The following is a 17,362-nucleotide window of genomic DNA, read 5'->3' as shown; positions in this document are numbered from 1 at the left end:
CACCCGGGAAAGCGGCCGCGCACACCGTTCGACCGGCGGCGTCGCACCGGCGGCACCACGAACGTCCCGAGCGCGTCAGCGGCAGGGCACGGCGGACGGCCCGGCACAGCAGGCGTCCTGGCACAGCAAGAGACTCGGTGCAGCAAGCGGCTCGGTGCAGCAAGCGGCTCGGTCACATCAGCGGTCAGCGGCACCCCACGACAGGCTCGGCACCGTGAACGACTCGGTCACATCAGCGGCCCAAAGACCGGCGCAAGCGCAACGACTCAGTACTTCAACGGCGCGAAGACCGGCTCAGGCACGTCGCGTCACAGCCCGGTCCGCTGCCGCGGCCGCGAACGCTCCTGGCAAGGCCCGCTCTCCGGCAGGTACCTCTCCGCCCAGGACCCCAGCTCCTTGAGGGCCGGTTCCAGCGCCGCGCCCGCCTCCGTCAGTGCGTAGCAAACACGCAGCGGGGGGCCCTCGTCGACGTTGCGCACGACCAGGCCGGCCGCGCCGAGTTCGGTGAGCCGGTCCGAGAGCATCCGCTCGCTGATGCCGGGGATCGCTCTGCGCAGATCGGCGAAGTGGACGGGGTGCGGCATCAGGACCGCGACGACGAGACCCGTCCATCGCTTTCCGAGCAGCGTGAAGACACGGGTCATGCCGTCGTCGACCTTCTGACACGGCCCCGCGTCGTGGCTTCCCGGTACTGCCATGAGCCCAGAGTACTGCGTCCCCACAAGGGGATGAAAAAAAGTAAGTGACTGTGTTATCTATAGTTAGGCACCAAAGAGAAGCCCGCCGGCGACTCCGCTCCCCTGTGACAGCCCTGCCCCGATCCGGCTCGCGACCCCCACCCGGAACCCGGCCCACCTCCGACCACACTCCCACCCCATATATCCCTTTTATCTGGAGATCATCATGGCCACCCTCCTCCACATCGACTCGTCCGCCTCCCCGAACGGCACCTCCGTCTCACGTGCCGTCGCGGACGCCTTCCGCGCGGCCTGGGAGGAACAGCACCCCGCCGGAACGGTCGTCCACCGCGACCTCGCCGCGCACCCTGTGCCGCACATCACGGCCGATGCCCACTCCGCCGGCTTCGCCGCCCCGGAAACGCACACCCCCGGACAGGCCGAGGCCTTCGCCGCACGCCTGAAGCTGATCGAGGAGGTGGAGAACGCGGACGCGATCCTGATCGGCGCCCCCATGTACAACCTCTCCGTCCCCTCGACCCTCAAGGCCTGGCTGGACAACGTCATCCTCGTGGGGCGCACCGCCATGACGGAGGACGCGAAGGCCAAGGGCACCCCGGTCACCGTCGTCGCCAGCCGCGGCGGCTCGTACGCGCCGGGCACTCCGCGCGAGGGCTTCGAGTACGTGCAGAACTACCTGAAGGCGGTGCTGGGCGACATGCTCGCCCTCGACGTCGAATTCATCGTCCCGGAGCTCACCATGGCCCCGCACAACCCGGCGATGTCCGACCTGGTCCCGCTCTTCGAGGCGTCGCGGAGCAAGGCCCTCGACGAGGCCGCCGCCCGGGCCAAGAAGGTCGCGGCCCGCGTCGCCGCCTGATCCCGGCACCCGGCAACCACTCCGGGCCCTCCGGTCTTCCGGGTCTTCCGGGTCCTCCGGGTCCTCCGGGTCCGCGAACGCCCGTTCACCGGTCGCCGCCCCGCCGACTCCCCGCCGCCCGCGTGAGAGCATCGTCACACTTCACAGCGCCCCTGGGCGTCCGTGCGACCCGTGACGAGCGGCACCACCCGTCGCGCGACATCGCGCACCATGCGGGGAAGCGCGGCGGAGGCACCCCGGACAACGTGAAAGCCCCTCAGGTCGAGGACCTGAGGGGCTTTCAGCTGGTGCGCGAGGGGGGAGTTGAACCCCCACGCCCTTTCGGGCACTGGAACCTGAATCCAGCGCGTCTGCCTATTCCGCCACCCGCGCATTGGGTGTGTCTTCCGTCTCCCGCTTTTGTTCCGCGGGCGCCTTCCGACATGCAGAAGATTAGCACGGTGCCAGGGGTGGAATCACATCCCTTTCCCCCGGCCCCGCGCCCACGCACGACCGGGCCCGCGCGCCCGGCCCTCCACGGCCCCACAGGCCCGCTGCCCTTGCCCTGCCCGGCCTCCCGGCCCGGGCGGCTCCGCGTCCCGCTCCGGCCGCCTCCTCACCAGCGCCCCGGCACGCGTCACACGTTTCAGACAGAACCGGTTCACGTATCAACCTCGTACCGGTCCAGCACATCTCTCCAGGAGTCGGACGGACCGCACAGTCAGGTGCGGGACACTGGTCGGGGAGCGCCTCTACGATCCATGGCAGAAGCAGTGCCGGGAAGAGTTCGAAGAGGGGCCTCTCAGGGAACTTCGGGAGGGGACTTCGGAAGGTGTCGACAACCCGTCGACCGTGCCGACAGGGGGAACCAGCCGATTTCCCGACGCGTGGATACGATCAGTAAGCAGTACCAGCAAGGCCGGGTAGGCCGGCTGGTCCAGCAGGGCCGGAAAGACGACAGCAAGCTGTACCAGGACGGCAACGACGGAGGAGGTGCCCCATGGGAGTCCTGAAGAAGTTCGAGCAGCGTCTCGAAGGTCTGGTCAACGGCACCTTCGCCAAGGTGTTCAAGTCCGAGGTCCAGCCCGTGGAGATCGCCGGAGCGCTCCAGCGCGAGTGCGACAACAACGCCACGATCTGGAACCGCGACCGGACCGTCGTCCCGAACGACTTCATCGTCGAACTGAGCACGCCCGACTTCGAGCGGCTCAGCCCCTACTCCGGCCAGCTCGGCGACGAGCTCGCCGGAATGGTCCGCGACTACGCCAAGCAGCAGCGCTACACCTTCATGGGCCCCATCAAGGTCCACCTGGAGAAGGCGGACGACCTCGACACCGGCCTGTACCGGGTCCGCAGTCGTACGCTCGCCTCCTCCGCCAATCAGCAGTCCCCCGAGCGTGCCCCCGCGGGCCCCGCCCCGGCGGGCCGCGGAGCCCAGGGTGGCTACGGCTACCCGCCCGCGGCCGCTCCCCCCATGCCGTCCGCGCCGCCGCCCGGCGGCCGTCCGGGCATGGCACCCGTGGGTGCCCGGCCCCCGGCCGGCCCGGCGGCGGGTGGCCGTATGCGGCATTGGGTCGAGATCAATGGCGCACGCCATCAGATCTCCCGCCCGACGCTGGTGCTGGGCCGCAGCACTGAAGCCGACGTGCGGATCGACGACCCCGGCGTATCGCGCCGGCACTGTGAGATCCGGACCGGAACGCCCTCGACGATCCAGGATCTCGGGTCCACCAACGGCATCGTGGTGGACGGGCAGCACACAACCCGCGCTACGCTCCGCGACGGCTCGCGGATCGTCGTGGGCAACACCACCATCATTTACCGGCAAGCCGAAGGGTGAAGCGGGGGCAATGTCAGAGCTGACCCTCACGGTCATGCGGCTGGGTTTCCTGGCCGTACTGTGGCTGTTCGTGATCGTGGCCGTGCAGGTCATCCGCAGCGACCTGTTCGGAACGCGCGTCACACAGCGCGGCTCCCGCAGGGAGGCTGCGAGGCCCCAGCAGGCCGCGCGGCAAGCCGCGCCTCCGCAGCAGCGCCAGCAGCAGGCACCCGCCGCTGCCGGCGGCGGGCGGCAGCGTCGCGGCGCACCATCCAAGCTGGTCGTCTCGGAGGGCACCCTCACGGGTACCACCGTCGCGCTTCAGGGGCAGACCATCACCCTGGGCCGAGCGCACGACAGCACCATCGTGCTGGACGACGACTACGCGTCCAGCCGGCATGCCAGGATCTACCCCGACCGGGACGGCCAGTGGATCGTCGAGGACCTCGGCTCCACCAATGGCACGTATCTCGACCGGAGCCGGCTGACGACCCCGACGCCCGTTCCGCTGGGCGCGCCGATCCGCATCGGCAAGACCGTCATCGAGCTGCGGAAGTAGTACGACAATGAGCGAGCGGAGCGAGCACGCAGCGGCGGTCCACACAAGGAACCCCGGCGCGCTCCCGACCGGAGGGTGGGCACCGTGCGGATGTACCCGGAGCCGACGGGCGAGGTGCGCATGAGTCTGTCACTGCGCTTCGCCGCCGGATCGCACAAAGGCATGATCCGCGAGGGCAACGAGGACTCGGGCTACGCCGGTCCCCGCCTGCTCGCGATCGCCGACGGGATGGGCGGCCAGGCCGCCGGTGAGGTCGCCAGCTCCGAGGTGATCTCCACCATCGTCGCGCTCGACGACGACGTACCCGGATCCGACATCCTCACCTCGCTCGGCACCGCCGTACAGCGTGCCAACGACCAGCTCCGGCTGATGGTCGAGGAGGACCCGCAGCTCGAGGGCATGGGCACCACGCTCACCGCCCTGCTGTGGACCGGCCAGCGGCTCGGTCTCGTCCACGTCGGCGACTCCCGCGCGTACCTGCTGCGGGACGGCGTGCTGACGCAGATCACCCAGGACCACACCTGGGTGCAGCGCCTCGTCGACGAGGGCCGCATCACCGAGGAGGAGGCCACCACCCACCCGCAGCGCTCCCTGCTGATGCGCGCGCTGGGCAGTGGCGACCACGTCGAGCCCGACCTCTCGATCCGCGAGGTCCGCGCCGGCGACCGGTACCTGATCTGTTCCGACGGCCTCAGCGGTGTCGTCTCCCATCAGACGATGGAAGACACCCTCGCCAGCTACCAGGGCCCGCAGGAGACCGTGCAGGAGCTCATCCAGCTCGCGCTGCGCGGCGGCGGCCCCGACAACATCACCGTCATCGTGGCCGACGTCCTCGACATCGACTCCGGCGACACCCTCGCGGCCCAGCTCTCCGACACCCCTGTGGTGGTCGGCGCCGTCGCCGAGAACCAGCTCCAGCTGCACGACAACGGCGCCATGCAGACGCCCGCCGGCCGTGCCTCCGGCCTCGGCCGGCCCGTGCCCGGACAGGGCGGCGGCGAGTTCGGCCCGCCCGGCAGCGGCGACACCACCGGCTACGTCTCCACGAGCAGTTTCGGCGACTACTCGGACGACGACTTCGTCAAGCCGCGCAGCGGACGCAGGTGGCTGAAGCGATCCTTCTACGTCATCCTGACGCTCGCCGTCATCGGCGGCGGCCTGTACGGCGGCTACCGCTGGACGCAGACGCAGTACTACGTCGGCGCCCAGGACGAACACGTCGCCCTCTACCGTGGGATCAGCCAGGACCTGGCCTGGGTCTCGCTCTCGAAGGTGGCGAAGGACCACCCCGAGATCGAACTCAAGTACCTGCCGCCGTACCAGCAGAAGCAGGTCAAGGCGACCATCACCGAAGGCGGCCTCGCGGACGCGCAGGCGAAGATCGACGAACTCGCCGTGCAGGCCTCCGCCTGCCGCAAGGACGCGCAGCGCCGCACCGCCGAGAGCCAGAACAGCGCGAAGCCCAGTTCGGGCAAGGCCGACGGAACCACGGGAACCACAAAGACCTCTCTGACGTCCAAGGCCACGTCCAGCCCGAGCCCGACCCCGTCGAGCTCGGCACCTTCGTCCTCCAAGTCCACGACCGCACCCACTCCCACACCCGGCCCCAGCCTCTCCACCGAGGAGCAGAAGCTGGTCTCGCTGTGCGGTAAGCAGTAAGAAGCCGTGAGGGGCCCTGTCACACGATGAGCAGTAGTACGAACACGCCGACACACCACACGTCCACGATCGGGTCGATCGGCGCACCCAGCCGACGCAACACCGAACTGGCCTTGCTGGTGTTCGCGGTCGTCATCCCGGTCTTCGCCTACGCCAACGTGGGCCTGGCCATCGACGACAAGGTGCCCACAGGCCTGCTGAGCTACGGCCTGGGCCTCGGCCTGCTGGCCGGCGTCGCCCACCTCGCGGTGCGCAAGTTCGCTCCGTACGCGGACCCGCTGCTGCTCCCGCTGGCCACGCTGCTGAACGGCCTCGGACTGGTGATGATCTGGCGTCTCGACCAGTCCAAGCTGCTGCAGTCGATCAAACAAGCGGGCAACGCGGCACCCCGCCAACTGCTGTACACCGCGCTGGCCATCGGCCTGTTCGCCGTCGTGCTGATCTTCCTCAAGGACCACCGCGTCCTGCAGCGCTACACCTACATCTCCATGGTCGGCGCCCTGGTCCTGCTGCTGCTGCCGCTGGTACCGGGCCTCGGCGCCGACCTCACCTACGGCGCCAAGATCTGGATCTCGGTCGCCGGATTCTCCATCCAGCCCGGCGAGTTCGCGAAGATCGTCCTCGCGATCTTCTTCGCCGGCTACCTGATGGTGAAGCGCGACGCGCTCGCCCTGGCCAGCCGCCGCTTCATGGGCCTGTACCTGCCGCGCGGCCGCGACCTCGGCCCGATCATCGCCGTCTGGGCGATCTCGATCCTCATCCTGGTCTTCGAGACCGACCTCGGTACGTCGCTGCTGTTCTTCGGAATGTTCGTCATCATGCTGTACGTCGCCACCGAGCGGACCAGCTGGATCGTGTTCGGTCTGCTGATGTCCGCGGCCGGCGCCGTCGGTGTCGCCAGCTTCGAACCGCACGTCCAGACCCGTGTGCAGGCCTGGCTCGACCCGATGCGCGAGTACACGCTCAGCCGGGCCGCACCCAGCGACGGCATCCTCCACTCCGAGCAGGCCATGCAGGCCCTGTGGGCCTTCGGCTCCGGCGGCACCCTCGGCACCGGCCTCGGCCAGGGCCACTCCGAACTCATCCGGTTCGCCGCCAACTCCGACTTCATCCTCGCCACGTTCGGCGAGGAACTGGGTCTGGCGGGCGTCATGGCGATCCTGCTGGTCTACGGCCTGATCGTCGAGCGCGGCATCCGCACCGCCCTCGCCGCCCGCGACCCGTTCGGCAAGCTCCTCGCCGTCGGCCTGTCCGGCGCCTTCGGACTCCAGGTCTTCGTGGTCGCCGGCGGCGTCATGGGCCTGATCCCGCTGACCGGTATGACGATGCCGTTCCTCGCATCCGGCGGTTCCTCCGTCATCGCCAACTGGGCACTGATCGCCGTCCTGATCCGCATCAGCGACACCGCCCGCCGCCCTGCACCCGCCCCCGCCCCCAGCCCCGACGCCGAGATGACCCAGGTGGTCCGCCCGTGAACAAGCCCCTGCGCCGGATCGCGATCTTCTGCGGGCTCCTCGTCCTCGCCCTGCTCCTCCGCGACAACTACATCCAGTACGTCCAGGCGGACAGCCTGCGGACCGACTCGAACAACCGCCGCGTCGCCATCGAGCGGTACGCCACCCCGCGCGGCAACATCATCGTCGACGGCAACCCGATCACCGGGGCCACCGAGACGAAGAAGAACGGCATCAACGACTTCGCCTGGAAGCGCACCTACAAGGACGGCGCCATGTGGGCGCCGGTCACCGGGTACGCCTCGCAGGCCTTCGACGCCTCCCAGCTGGAGAAGCTGGACGACGGCATACTCACCGGCAACGACGACCGGCTCTTCTTCCGCAACACCCTCGACATGATCACGGGCAAGGGCAAGCAGGGCGGCAACGTCATCACCACCCTCAACGCCGCCGCGCAGAAAGCCGCCTACAAGGGCCTGCTGAGCCGGGGCAAGGGCGCCGTCGCCGCGATCAACCCGCAGACCGGCGCGATCCTGGCACTGGCCTCCACCCCGTCGTACGACCCCTCCGCCTTCGCCGGGAACACCAACACCGACGCGAAGGCCTGGAACAAGCTCCAGAAGAAGAACAACCCCGACGACCCGATGCTCAACCGGGCGCTGCGCGAGACCTACCCGCCCGGCTCCACCTTCAAGGTGGTCACCGCGGCGGCGGCCCTGGAGAACGGCCTGTACACGACAGCGGACCAGCACACCGACACCCCGCTGCCGTACATCCTGAAGGGCACCCGGACCGAGCTGAAGAACGAGGGGAACATCCCCTGCAAGGACGCGAGCATGCGGATCGCGCTCCGCTTCTCGTGCAACACCGTCTTCGGCAAGATCGGCACCGACCTCGGCAAGGACAAGATGCTGGCGGAGGCCGAGAAGTTCGGCTTCGGCTCCGAGCAGCTCACCCCGGTGCGCTCCAACGCCTCCGTCTTCCCCAAGTCGATGGACCCGGCGCAGACCGCGCTCAGCTCCATCGGCCAGTTCGAGACCGCCGCGACCCCGCTGCAGATGGCCATGGTGGCCTCCGCGGTGGCCAACAACGGCACGCTCATGAAGCCCTACATGGTGGACAAGCTGCAGGCGCCCAGCCTGGACGTCATCTCGCAGACCGAGCCGGAGAAGCTGAGCCAGCCGCTCTCGGAGTCCAACGCCCAGATCCTTCAGTCCATGATGGAGACGGTCGTCAAGGAGGGCACGGGTACGCGGGCGCGGATCCCCGACGTCACCGTCGGCGGCAAGACCGGTACCGCCCAGCACGGTGTCGCCAACAGTGAGAAGCCTTACGCGTGGTTCATCTCCTACGCCAAGCTCCCCGACGGCAGCTCCCCGGTCGCCGTGGCCGTGGTCGTGGAGGACGGCAGCGCCAACCGTGGCGACATCTCGGGTGGTGGTCTCGCCGCCCCCATCGCGAGGGACGTGATGAAGGCAGTCATCGACAGCAAGAAGTGACCCCGATCACGTCCCCATCACATCGGTGCACGTTGCGATACCGGTCCTGTCACGGGTGACGCTCTAGGCCAGGTCACACAAGCCGATCCGGGTACGGTATGCCCGGACAGCACACCGCCGGACCACACAACGGTGCGGTCGGGACCGACGGAGAGGGCTGGTAGGTAGCTATGGAAGAGCCGCGTCGCCTCGGCGGCCGGTACGAGCTGGGCCACGTGCTCGGCCGTGGTGGCATGGCGGAGGTCTACCTCGCGCATGACACCCGGCTCGGCCGTACGGTGGCGGTGAAGACGCTGCGGGCCGACCTCGCACGCGACCCGTCGTTCCAGGCCCGGTTCCGCCGGGAGGCCCAGTCGGCCGCCTCGCTCAACCATCCCGCGATCGTCGCCGTCTACGACACGGGTGAGGACTACATCGACAACACCTCCATCCCGTACATCGTGATGGAGTACGTCGACGGGTCCACGCTGCGCGAGCTGCTGCACTCGGGACGCAGACTGCTGCCCGAGCGGTCGATGGAGATGACCATCGGCATCCTCCAGGCCCTGGAGTACTCGCACCGCGCCGGCATCGTCCACCGCGACATCAAGCCCGCCAACGTCATGCTGACGCGCAACGGCCAGGTCAAGGTCATGGACTTCGGCATCGCCCGCGCCATGGGCGACTCCGGCATGACGATGACGCAGACGGCCGCGGTCATCGGCACGGCCCAGTACCTCTCTCCCGAGCAGGCGAAGGGCGAACAGGTCGACGCCCGCTCGGACCTCTACTCCACCGGCTGTCTGCTGTACGAGCTGCTGACCGTGCGCCCGCCCTTCGTGGGCGACTCCCCGGTGGCCGTCGCGTACCAGCACGTCCGCGAGGAGCCCCAGCCCCCGTCGGTCTTCGACCCCGAGATCACGCCCGAGATGGACGCGATCGTGCTGCGGGCCCTCGTCAAGGACCCGGACTACCGTTACCAGTCCGCCGACGAGATGCGCGCCGACATCGAGGCCTGCCTCGACGGCCAGCCCGTCGCCGCCAGCGCCGCCATGGGCTCGGTCGGCTACGGCTACGGCGACGACCAGCCGACGACGGCCCTGCGCTCCTCGGACGCCCAGGCCACGTCGATGCTTCCGCCGATGAACCCGGACGACGGCGGCTACGGCTACGACGACCGCCCCGACCGACGTCGGCAGAAGAAGAACAACACCTCGACGATCCTCCTGGTCGTCGCGGGTGTCCTGGTGCTCATCGGCGCGATCCTGATCGGGAAGTACGCGTTCTCGGGCAAGGGAACGGGCGGCGACGCGTTCAAGGTGCCCAACTTCGTGAGCCAGACGCTGGCGGACGCCAAGAAGCAGGCGGAGAACCGCGATCTGACGCTCGTCCCCACACGCAAGGCGTGCGAGGCCGAACCCAAGGGCAACATCTGCTCGCAGGATCCGCCCTTCGGCTCGACGGTGAACAAGGGCGACTCGATCAATGTGGTCGTGTCCACCGGGGCGCCGAAGGTCTCCGTGCCGAGCGTCAAGGGCAAGACCCTGGACGAGGCCAAGGCGATCCTCGGGGACGACAAGTACGGGTTGACGGTCAAGGTCAAGTACGAGGAGTCCGAAGAGGAGCCGAACAAGGTTCTGGAGCAGAACCCGGGTCTCGGTGACGAGGTGGAGAAGGGGTCGGCCATCACCCTGACCGTCTCCAAGGAGAAGAAGAAGTCCACCGTCCCGGACGTCTCTGGGCAGAGCTGCGACGCGGCGAAGGCCCAGATGACGGCCAACGGTCTCGTGGGCGAGTGCGTGGACACGGAGACCGACGACCAGAACCTGGTCGGCAAGGTCATCCAGACGACCCCGACGGCCAACACCCAGGCGGACCCCGGCTCCAAGGTGCAGATCCAGATCGGCAAGGCCAAGCAGCAGTCGACGGTGCCGAACGTCTTCGGCAAGACCGTGGCCGAGGCGAGGCAGATCCTGCAGGCAGCCGGCTTCAACAACATCCAGTTCGCCCAGGGCAGCGACGGAAGCGACGACGCCAAGGTGATCAGCCAGGACCCGGGTCCCGACAACCCGGTCGACAGCCCGGACAACACGACAGTCACGCTGACCACGGTGAAGTTCGGCAACAACAACGGCGGCAACAACGGTGGCGGCGGCCTCTTCGGCAACGGCTGATAGGCCCCACCAAGGACCGCACTCGGGCAACCGACGCAAAGGGCCCCGGCACTCTTGAGTGCCGGGGCCCTTTGCGTCGGTTGCGAGACCGAGGGCTGCCGGCCGTCGGCCAGTCGGAGAACCGAGGTCCTGCGAGGACGTCACGGTGATCCGGTCGCCCGCGTTCTCGTCGCGACTCGGGTCGGCTCATGCCGGGAGTGACGACGTGTCACTGCCGCGCTGCTCGACAGCCGACAGCCGACAGGGCTAGCGCAGTTCCTTCGGAGGTGTCCGGGCGTTGTCGACCTTGTCCACGCGCTCCAGTTCGCCCCACACCACGTAGCGGTAGCGGGAGGTGTACACCGGGGTGCAGGTCGTCAGGGTGATGTAGTGGCCGGGCTTCTTCTTGCCGGACTGCTCCGGGACCGTCTGGAGAACCTTGACGTTGTACTTCGAGGTCTCCGGGAGAATGTCGAAGACCTTGTAGACGTACCACTTGTCCCGGGTCTCGAAGACGATCGCGTCGCCCATGCCGATCTTGTCGATGTTGTGGAACTTGGCGCCGTGGCCGTCCCGGTGGGCGGCGAGGGTGAAGTTGCCGTTCTTGCCGGTCATCGGAAGGGACGACTTGACGGGTTCCGTGTAGTAGCCGGCGACGCCGTCGTTGAGGATCTTCGTCGCCGTGCCCTTCTCGACCAGGACCTCGCCGTTGTTCATCGCCGGGACGTGCAGGAAGCCGATGCCGTCCTGGGTGTCCAGCGCGCCCGGACCGCTCGGGGTCTGCGCCCAGTGGTCGCGGACCTTGTCGCCCTGTTTGTGCGCCTCGCGGTCGGCGACGACGTTCGTCCACCACAGCGAGTAGACGACGAACAGGCCGAGCACCAGGCCCACCGTGATGAGCAGTTCACCGAAGACGCTGACCGTCATCGCGAACCATCCCATGGGCCGGCGCCCGCCGGGCACCTCGCCGGAGGCCGCGTACCCGGCCGCCGATCCGGCGCGTTCGTCGTGGTCGGTCCTCGCTGCCACTGTTCATCTGCCCCGTCTGGTCTGTCTCAGGTTGTCTCTCGTGCACGTCCCGCCCGCGCACGCGCTTGTCCCCACGCGCGCCGGCGTCCGTCCTCAGCCGAGCAGCGCGTCGGGCTTGCCCTTGCTGCGCGGCCGGTCCTCGACCATCTTGCCCCAGACGATCATCCGGTACTTACTGGTGAACTCCGGTGTGCAGGTGGTCAGTGTGATGTAGCGGCCCGGCCCGGTGAAACCCGAACCCTTGGGGATCGGATCGAGCACGCTCGTGTTGCTCGGACTCGTCACCGGCAGGATCGACGCCATCTTGTAGACGTAGTAGTCGTCCTGCGTCTCGACGACGATCTCGTCGCCCGGCTTGAGGCGGTTGATGTAGCGGAACGGTTCGCCGTGGGTGTTGCGGTGCCCGGCGAGCGCGAAGTTGCCGGTCTTGGCGTCGGGCATCGCCGTCTTGAGGGGCGCCTCGCCGTAGTGGCCGACCATGCCGCGGTCGAGCACTTTCGGCTTGCTGATGCCCTCCGCGATCGGCGCGACCACGTCCAGCTTCGGGATGTGCAGGATGGCGAAGCCCTGCCCGGGCGAGAACGCCCCCGGATTGCGCTTGCCGTTCGCCCAGTCCTGCTGAAGGCTGCTCGCCTCGTTGCCCGCCTGCTGGTGCGCCCGCACGTTCGACCACCAGAGCTGGTAGGTCACGAACAGCAGCATCAGCACGCCGGTGGTGATGAACACCTCGCCGACCATCCGGCTCACGAGGACCGCCCCGCCCGGTTTCGACGCCCGCGCCGCGCGCCGGGCGTCCATCCGACTCCGAGGGGCCCCTGCGGCCCCCTGAGCCGCTTCCTGGGGCTCGTGGGGCTCCTGGGGCCTTCCGTGTCCTCCGTGGCGTCTGGCGGCCTTACGGCGGGCCGCACGCCCCTCCGAGGCGGGACCGTCCTCGCTGTCGGCCGGCCGCGCGCGGCGCTGCGTCCTCGCGGGCGAGCCGGGAAGACGCAACGCGACCGTCTCGTCGTCCAACGGCGGCCTCGGCGCCACCCGTTCGGGCATCGGCTCCGCCACGGGAGCGGCCACCGGTCCGCGGTAATGGGCGGCCGCGGGCTCCTGGTAGTGCGGGGCGTACGCCCGCTCGTACTCGTCCGCGTACGACGGTGCCGACGCCGGGCCGGAAGGCATCGCCTGGGCCTGGGCTTGGGCCTGCGCCCGGACCGCCCGAGCCTGCGCCTGGGCCTGTGCTTGCGCCTGGGCCTGTGCTTGCGCCTGGGCGGCATACGCCTGTGACTGCGCCGCCTGGGCGGCCTGCACCTGCGCGGCCTGCATCCGGGCGGCCTGCTCCTGCTGCTGTGCGGCGTACCAGTCGGGTCCGTACCCGCCGTGGCCGTAGCCCTGATGCGGCGCGCCCTGGTCCTGTCCCTGGCCCTGGCCGGGCAGCGGATCCGTCAGCGGGTCCGCGAGCCCTCCGACCGCCGCCTCGAACGCGCCAGCGCCCCCGTACGCGGCCTCGCCGCCGTAGGGGGAGCTGTCGCGCTCGGGGCGCAGCGCGGTCACGCCGTGGCCCTGCCCACCACCGGGGCGAGCCCCGCCGATCTCGCCACGGCCACCTTGTCACCGCACTCGAGCAGCCAGTTGGCGAGCATCCGGTGGCCGTGCTCGGTCAGCACCGACTCCGGGTGGAACTGCACGCCCTCGACCGGCAGTTCACGGTGTCTGAGACCCATGACGATCCCGTCGTGGGTCCGGGCCGTGACCTCCAGCTCGGCCGGGACCGTCTCCGGCTCGGCCGCCAGCGAGTGGTAGCGGGTCGCCGTGAAAGGCGACGGCAGCCCGGCGAAGACGCCCTTGCCCTGGTGTTCCACAAGGGAGGTCTTCCCGTGCAGCAGCTCGGGCGCCCGGTCGACCACACCCCCGTACGCCACCTGCATCGACTGCATCCCGAGGCAGACGCCGAAGACGGGGACCCCGGTCGCGGCACAGTGCCGGACCATGTCGATGCAGACACCGGCCTGTTCGGGAGCGCCGGGCCCCGGGGACAGGAGTACACCGTCGAAGCCGTCCTGGGCGTGCGCGGTCGACACCTCGTCGTTGCGCAGCACCTCGCACTCCGCGCCCAACTGGTACAGGTACTGGACCAGGTTGAAGACGAAGCTGTCGTAGTTGTCCACAACGAGGATGCGCGTGCTCACTGGTTGTCCACCGTCACATCGTTGAAGGGCAGCAGCGGTTCGGCCCACGGGAAGATGTACTGGAAGAGCACGTAGACCACCGCCAGGACGAGCACGAGTGAGATCAGCGCCCTCACCCACGCGCTCCCCGGCAGATGCCGCCAGATCCAGCCGTACATGCCGTCCCTTCCGTCGCCGTACGCCAACAGACTAACGGCGCAGAGCCTCCGGTTTCCCTGCCTCCACAGGCTGCGTGGAGTCAAGATGTGCCCAGACGATCAACCGATGGCTGTGCCCCCACTCCGGATCGCACGTGGTCAGCGTGAGATAGCGCCCCGGACGCGTATACCCGGACTTACGTGGCACAGGGTCGATCACCTCAATGTCGGAGGGCACCGTTTTGTAGGGGCCTTTGTCGATCCGATACGTGAACCAGGTCGTCCCGTCCGTCAGCACCACCGCGTCACCCCGCCGGAGCTCGGGAAAGTCCTTGAACGGATCGCCGTACGTGCGCCGGTGACCCGCGACCGAGAAGTTGCCCTCCTGGCCGAGCTGGGCGGTCCCCCGGTAGTGGCCGAGCCCCTTCTTCAGCACCTGCGTGCCCGTGCCTTCGAGCACGGGCTTGTTCCACGTGAAACCAAGACGCGGGATGTACATGACCGCGAACGGGCCGCCGTACTTGTAGGGGCCGGGCGCCTTCGGGCTCGCGGTGGCCGTCCCGCCGGCACTGCCCGTGCCTCCCGAAGAGTCCGGCGCGGGCTCCGGCGACCGGGTCACCGCGCCCTTCGCCCACTGCTTCTGGAGCACCTCGATCTGGTGGTCCATCGCGCTGTCGGCCTTGACCCCCGTCCAGAACAACACGTAGACCACGAAGAGCACGATCAGGGTGCCGATGGTCAGACACAGTTCACTGATCGTCCTGACGACCACTCGCACCGACACAAGGCCCCCCGGCGGCAGCTCGCTCTCAGGCTTCGCCCACTGCTCCGCGAGGTCCGGCGCCTACTCCACGGGCTTCGCGTAGTGGAGATCCACTGTGCCCGAGTAGCCGGGAAGAGTCACCGTCCCGTTCTCCTCGACTTTCCAGCCGAGCCCGTAGACGTTGACGTACACCATGTAGTTCTGGATCGCGGGGGAGGATGCGAGCGACTTCTGGAGCTTCGCCGGGTCCCCGATGGCGGTGATCTTGTACGGGGGTGAGTAGACGCGGCCCTGCAGGATCAGGGTGTTGCCGACACAGCGCACGGCACTGGTGGAGATCAGCCGCTGGTCCATCACCTTGATGCCCTTGGCGCCGCCCTGCCACAGGGCGTTCACCACCGCCTGGAGGTCCTGCTGGTGGATGACGAGGTAGTCGGGCTGAGGCTCGGGGTAGCCGGGAAGCTTCGCCGTCGCGTTGGGCGGGGCGTCATTGAGCGTGACCGTGACGGCCTCACCCTTGATCTTCTGGGTGCCCGCGTTCTTCTCCAGCGCCGCGAGCCGCGCGTCCCCGGCCTCGCTGCTGCCGTCCTCGCTGCTGGCGAGGCCGTCCACATCGCGGCGCAGGGCGCCGTTGGACTCGTCCAGCGTCGCGTTCTTGTGGCTGCGCTCCTGAATCAGGTCGGAGAGCTTCAGCAGAGACGAATCCGTACGGATGTTCGTACCCTTGGCCGTATCGAAACTCGTGAAGAAGATGAGGCCCGCGAGGGCGAAGACGGCCACCGTGAGGACACGTACCGGCCGGAAACGTGGCGTACCGCCAGGACTGGAATTCGTCCCGGGGGAGTCGGCAGAATTGCTCAACGTACCCTTATCTCCTTCGGCGCCGCGGAAGCACTACGCTAACGGACGCCCGGGGGAGCGCTCAGTGTCCCCTTGTACGCTGCCCCGGAGCCCGCCCAAGTTCCCTGCGCGGCCACGCAGCGCATCGACAGGAGAGACCCTCGTGCCGAAGTCACGTATCCGCAAGAAGGCCGACTACACGCCGCCCCCGGCGAAGCAGGCGACCAACATCAAGCTGACCAGCAACACCTGGGTCGCACCAGCCATGCTGGCCATGTTCCTCATCGGTCTCGCCTGGATCGTTGTCTTCTACGTGACGGACGGCACCCTGCCGATCGACGCGCTCGACAACTGGAACATCGTGGTCGGCTTCGGCTTCATCGCGGCCGGGTTCGGCGTCTCCACGCAGTGGAAGTGACCGTCTTCGCTCAGTCGGCAGCGACACGGGAACGAGCTCTGCCCACAGCTCTCCACTGAGTTATCCACAAGAGTTGTCCACAGGTGGAAAAGAAAGACGATCTGTGGATAACTCATCGGTGGTTGACGCCGGTGTGACTGGTCCGCCAGCCCCCGTAAACCTGTTCGCCCCCTGTCCGACCTGGGAAAACTCGGGTCAGTGACAGGGGGCACAGCTGTTCCCGCACGACATGCACAAGATCGGCCAGGATCTGTGGACAACATCACTTCCCAGGTGAGCCGTGCATTGTCTCAGGTGAGCCGGGCCCGCCCTATCAGGTGAGCTGAGCCGTTCTGAGCAGCGTGGTGACGACCACGGCGACCAGCATCAGCGCGGACACGCCGTACTGGACGAGGTTCCTCCGCTCGCGCGGGGCGTGGACCATCGCGTAGCCGACCACCACGCCGCCGATCAGACCGCCGATGTGCGCCTGCCAGGCGATGTTGCTCCACCCGAAGGTGAAGATCAGGTTGATCACCAGCAGGGCGATGACCGGGCGCATGTCGTAGTTGAGCCGGCGCATCAGGACCGCGGTGGCGCCGAACAGGCCGAAGATCGCGCCGGATGCGCCGAGCGACTGCTGGTTGGGGGCGGCGAGCAGATAGGTGAGCGCGCTGCCCGCGAGGCCCGAGACGAAGTAGAGGGTGATGTAGCGGGCGCGGCCGAGGGCCGCCTCCAGCGGACCTCCGACCCACCACAGGCTGAGCATGTTGAAGATGATGTGCGTGTAGCTGCTGGGGCTGTGCAGGAACATCGACGTCAGCATCCGGTACCACTGGCCTTCGGCGACGCCCTGCATGTGGCCGGAGAGCAAGGCATGGCCGAAGAGGGTGAAGCGGTCGGTGAAGGCGTCGCCCACCGAGAGCTGGACGAGGTAGATCGCCAGGTTGAGGCCGATCAGCACTTTGGTGACGAGCCGGGGGTCCGCCGCGACGGTGCCGCCCGCGAGGGTGCGGGGCTGGTTGGCCGCCGGGGCGTGGCCGGTGCCGGAGCCGCCGCGGACGCAGTCGGGGCACTGGAAGCCGACGGAGGCGCTGACCATGCATTCGGGGCAGATCGGGCGCTCGCAGCGGGTACAGCGCACGCCGGCCTCGCGGTCCGGGTGCCGGTAGCAGCCGGGCAGGCTCCCGGCGTCCTGCGGTCCCTGGTCCCGCGGTCCCTGCGGGCTGCCGGGCGGCTGCTGGTCCATGGGGTCCCCTCAATCTCCGTACGGCGGCTCGCACAGGGTCACAGCGGGTCCGGGGCAACGCACCGCCCCGTCCATCCTTACGGATGAACGGGGCGTTTGGTTCCCTGCGGGACGC

General features: G+C 68.5%; 16 protein-coding genes and 1 tRNA gene. 8 read left to right on the top strand and 9 right to left on the bottom strand.

What is annotated here, in order from left to right:
* Positions 1 to 308: 308 nt before the first annotated feature.
* Entirely contained in the window at positions 309 to 698 is a 390-nt protein-coding gene (locus OG485_RS22460) for a winged helix-turn-helix transcriptional regulator (protein ID WP_328670381.1), read from the bottom strand.
* 205 nt (positions 699 to 903) lie between these two features.
* Between OG485_RS22460 and OG485_RS22455 the strand changes: the two genes are divergently transcribed.
* Positions 904 to 1,557 (top strand): FMN-dependent NADH-azoreductase, encoded by a 654-nt coding sequence (locus OG485_RS22455; RefSeq protein WP_328670380.1) that lies wholly within the window; start codon positions 904 to 906, stop codon positions 1,555 to 1,557.
* 285 nt (positions 1,558 to 1,842) lie between these two features.
* Here OG485_RS22455 and OG485_RS22450 read toward each other — a convergent pair.
* Positions 1,843 to 1,929, bottom strand: a tRNA-Leu gene (locus tag OG485_RS22450).
* A 607-nt stretch (positions 1,930 to 2,536) separates the two neighbouring features.
* On the opposite strand from OG485_RS22450, the gene OG485_RS22445 reads away from it, so the two are divergent.
* The 6 genes from OG485_RS22445 (at position 2,537) to pknB (ending at position 10,679) form a co-directional block, all read left to right on the top strand.
* On the top strand, positions 2,537 to 3,376 hold the full coding sequence (locus OG485_RS22445) for a DUF3662 and FHA domain-containing protein (RefSeq protein WP_328670379.1): 840 nt from the start codon (positions 2,537 to 2,539) through the stop codon (positions 3,374 to 3,376).
* Positions 3,377 to 3,386: 10 nt separating this feature from the next.
* Positions 3,387 to 3,914: an FHA domain-containing protein FhaB/FipA gene (locus tag OG485_RS22440; protein WP_328670378.1), complete on the top strand. Its 528-nt coding sequence runs from the start codon at positions 3,387 to 3,389 to the stop codon at positions 3,912 to 3,914.
* A gap of 90 nt (positions 3,915 to 4,004) precedes the next feature.
* Positions 4,005 to 5,573, top strand: a complete 1,569-nt coding sequence (locus tag OG485_RS22435) for a Stp1/IreP family PP2C-type Ser/Thr phosphatase (RefSeq protein ID WP_328674593.1) — start codon at positions 4,005 to 4,007, stop codon at positions 5,571 to 5,573.
* A gap of 26 nt (positions 5,574 to 5,599) precedes the next feature.
* Positions 5,600 to 7,048 carry an FtsW/RodA/SpoVE family cell cycle protein gene (locus OG485_RS22430; protein WP_328670377.1) on the top strand — a complete coding sequence of 483 codons (1,449 nt, stop codon included), beginning with the start codon at positions 5,600 to 5,602 and terminating at the stop codon, positions 7,046 to 7,048.
* Positions 7,045 to 8,526 carry a peptidoglycan D,D-transpeptidase FtsI family protein gene (locus tag OG485_RS22425; protein WP_328670376.1) on the top strand — a complete coding sequence of 494 codons (1,482 nt, stop codon included), beginning with the start codon at positions 7,045 to 7,047 and terminating at the stop codon, positions 8,524 to 8,526. Before OG485_RS22430 ends, OG485_RS22425 begins: the two co-directional genes overlap by 4 nt.
* A 170-nt stretch (positions 8,527 to 8,696) precedes the next feature.
* Positions 8,697 to 10,679, top strand: a complete 1,983-nt coding sequence (gene pknB / locus OG485_RS22420) for a Stk1 family PASTA domain-containing Ser/Thr kinase (RefSeq protein ID WP_328670375.1) — start codon at positions 8,697 to 8,699, stop codon at positions 10,677 to 10,679.
* A gap of 246 nt (positions 10,680 to 10,925) precedes the next feature.
* Here pknB and OG485_RS22415 read toward each other — a convergent pair whose 3' ends face one another.
* From OG485_RS22415 to OG485_RS22390, 6 genes are all read right to left on the bottom strand, one after another.
* A complete protein-coding gene (locus OG485_RS22415) occupies positions 10,926 to 11,687 on the bottom strand; it encodes a class E sortase (RefSeq protein WP_443048741.1) in 762 nt (253 codons plus the stop codon).
* A gap of 93 nt (positions 11,688 to 11,780) precedes the next feature.
* The gene (locus tag OG485_RS22410; RefSeq protein WP_328670374.1) at positions 11,781 to 13,226 is read right to left on the bottom strand and encodes a class E sortase; all 1,446 of its coding nucleotides are present in this window, start codon (positions 13,224 to 13,226) and stop codon (positions 11,781 to 11,783) included.
* Complete coding sequence (locus OG485_RS22405; protein WP_266760638.1) at positions 13,223 to 13,861, bottom strand: aminodeoxychorismate/anthranilate synthase component II; 639 nt, start codon at positions 13,859 to 13,861, stop codon at positions 13,223 to 13,225. Before OG485_RS22405 ends, OG485_RS22410 begins: the two co-directional genes overlap by 4 nt.
* Positions 13,858 to 14,019, bottom strand: a complete 162-nt coding sequence (locus OG485_RS22400; protein WP_326786730.1) for a hypothetical protein — start codon at positions 14,017 to 14,019, stop codon at positions 13,858 to 13,860. Before OG485_RS22400 ends, OG485_RS22405 begins: the two co-directional genes overlap by 4 nt.
* A 31-nt stretch (positions 14,020 to 14,050) precedes the next feature.
* Entirely contained in the window at positions 14,051 to 14,776 is a 726-nt protein-coding gene (locus tag OG485_RS22395; RefSeq protein WP_328674591.1) for a class E sortase, read from the bottom strand.
* A gap of 66 nt (positions 14,777 to 14,842) precedes the next feature.
* Complete coding sequence (locus OG485_RS22390; RefSeq protein ID WP_328670373.1) at positions 14,843 to 15,622, bottom strand: DUF881 domain-containing protein; 780 nt, start codon at positions 15,620 to 15,622, stop codon at positions 14,843 to 14,845.
* A 142-nt stretch (positions 15,623 to 15,764) separates the two neighbouring features.
* Here OG485_RS22390 and crgA point away from each other — a divergent pair, with 142 nt between their 5' ends.
* Positions 15,765 to 16,019 carry a cell division protein CrgA gene (gene crgA / locus OG485_RS22385; RefSeq protein ID WP_326786732.1) on the top strand — a complete coding sequence of 85 codons (255 nt, stop codon included), beginning with the start codon at positions 15,765 to 15,767 and terminating at the stop codon, positions 16,017 to 16,019.
* Between the two features lie 313 nt (positions 16,020 to 16,332).
* On the opposite strand, the gene OG485_RS22380 is transcribed toward crgA, so the two are convergent.
* Complete coding sequence (locus tag OG485_RS22380) at positions 16,333 to 17,247, bottom strand: rhomboid family intramembrane serine protease (RefSeq protein ID WP_328670372.1); 915 nt, start codon at positions 17,245 to 17,247, stop codon at positions 16,333 to 16,335.
* Positions 17,248 to 17,362 lie beyond the last annotated feature (115 nt).

This window comes from Streptomyces sp. NBC_00328 (assembly GCF_036139655.1).
In the GTDB taxonomy this organism is placed as follows: domain Bacteria; phylum Actinomycetota; class Actinomycetes; order Streptomycetales; family Streptomycetaceae; genus Streptomyces.
Note: the sequence above shows the minus strand (reverse complement) of the source record. Positions and strands in the feature narration are given on the sequence as shown.

Coding starts and splice junctions, on each gene's coding strand:
- OG485_RS22460 (WP_328670381.1), bottom strand. CDS start 698: ATGGCAGTACCGGGAAGCCACGACGCGGGGCCGTGTCAGAAGGTCGAC.
- OG485_RS22455 (WP_328670380.1), top strand. CDS start 904: ATGGCCACCCTCCTCCACATCGACTCGTCCGCCTCCCCGAACGGCACC.
- OG485_RS22445 (WP_328670379.1), top strand. CDS start 2,537: ATGGGAGTCCTGAAGAAGTTCGAGCAGCGTCTCGAAGGTCTGGTCAAC.
- OG485_RS22440 (WP_328670378.1), top strand. CDS start 3,387: ATGTCAGAGCTGACCCTCACGGTCATGCGGCTGGGTTTCCTGGCCGTA.
- OG485_RS22435 (WP_328674593.1), top strand. CDS start 4,005: ATGTACCCGGAGCCGACGGGCGAGGTGCGCATGAGTCTGTCACTGCGC.
- OG485_RS22430 (WP_328670377.1), top strand. CDS start 5,600: ATGAGCAGTAGTACGAACACGCCGACACACCACACGTCCACGATCGGG.
- pknB (WP_328670375.1), top strand. CDS start 8,697: ATGGAAGAGCCGCGTCGCCTCGGCGGCCGGTACGAGCTGGGCCACGTG.
- OG485_RS22400 (WP_326786730.1), bottom strand. CDS start 14,019: ATGTACGGCTGGATCTGGCGGCATCTGCCGGGGAGCGCGTGGGTGAGG.
- OG485_RS22380 (WP_328670372.1), bottom strand. CDS start 17,247: ATGGACCAGCAGCCGCCCGGCAGCCCGCAGGGACCGCGGGACCAGGGA.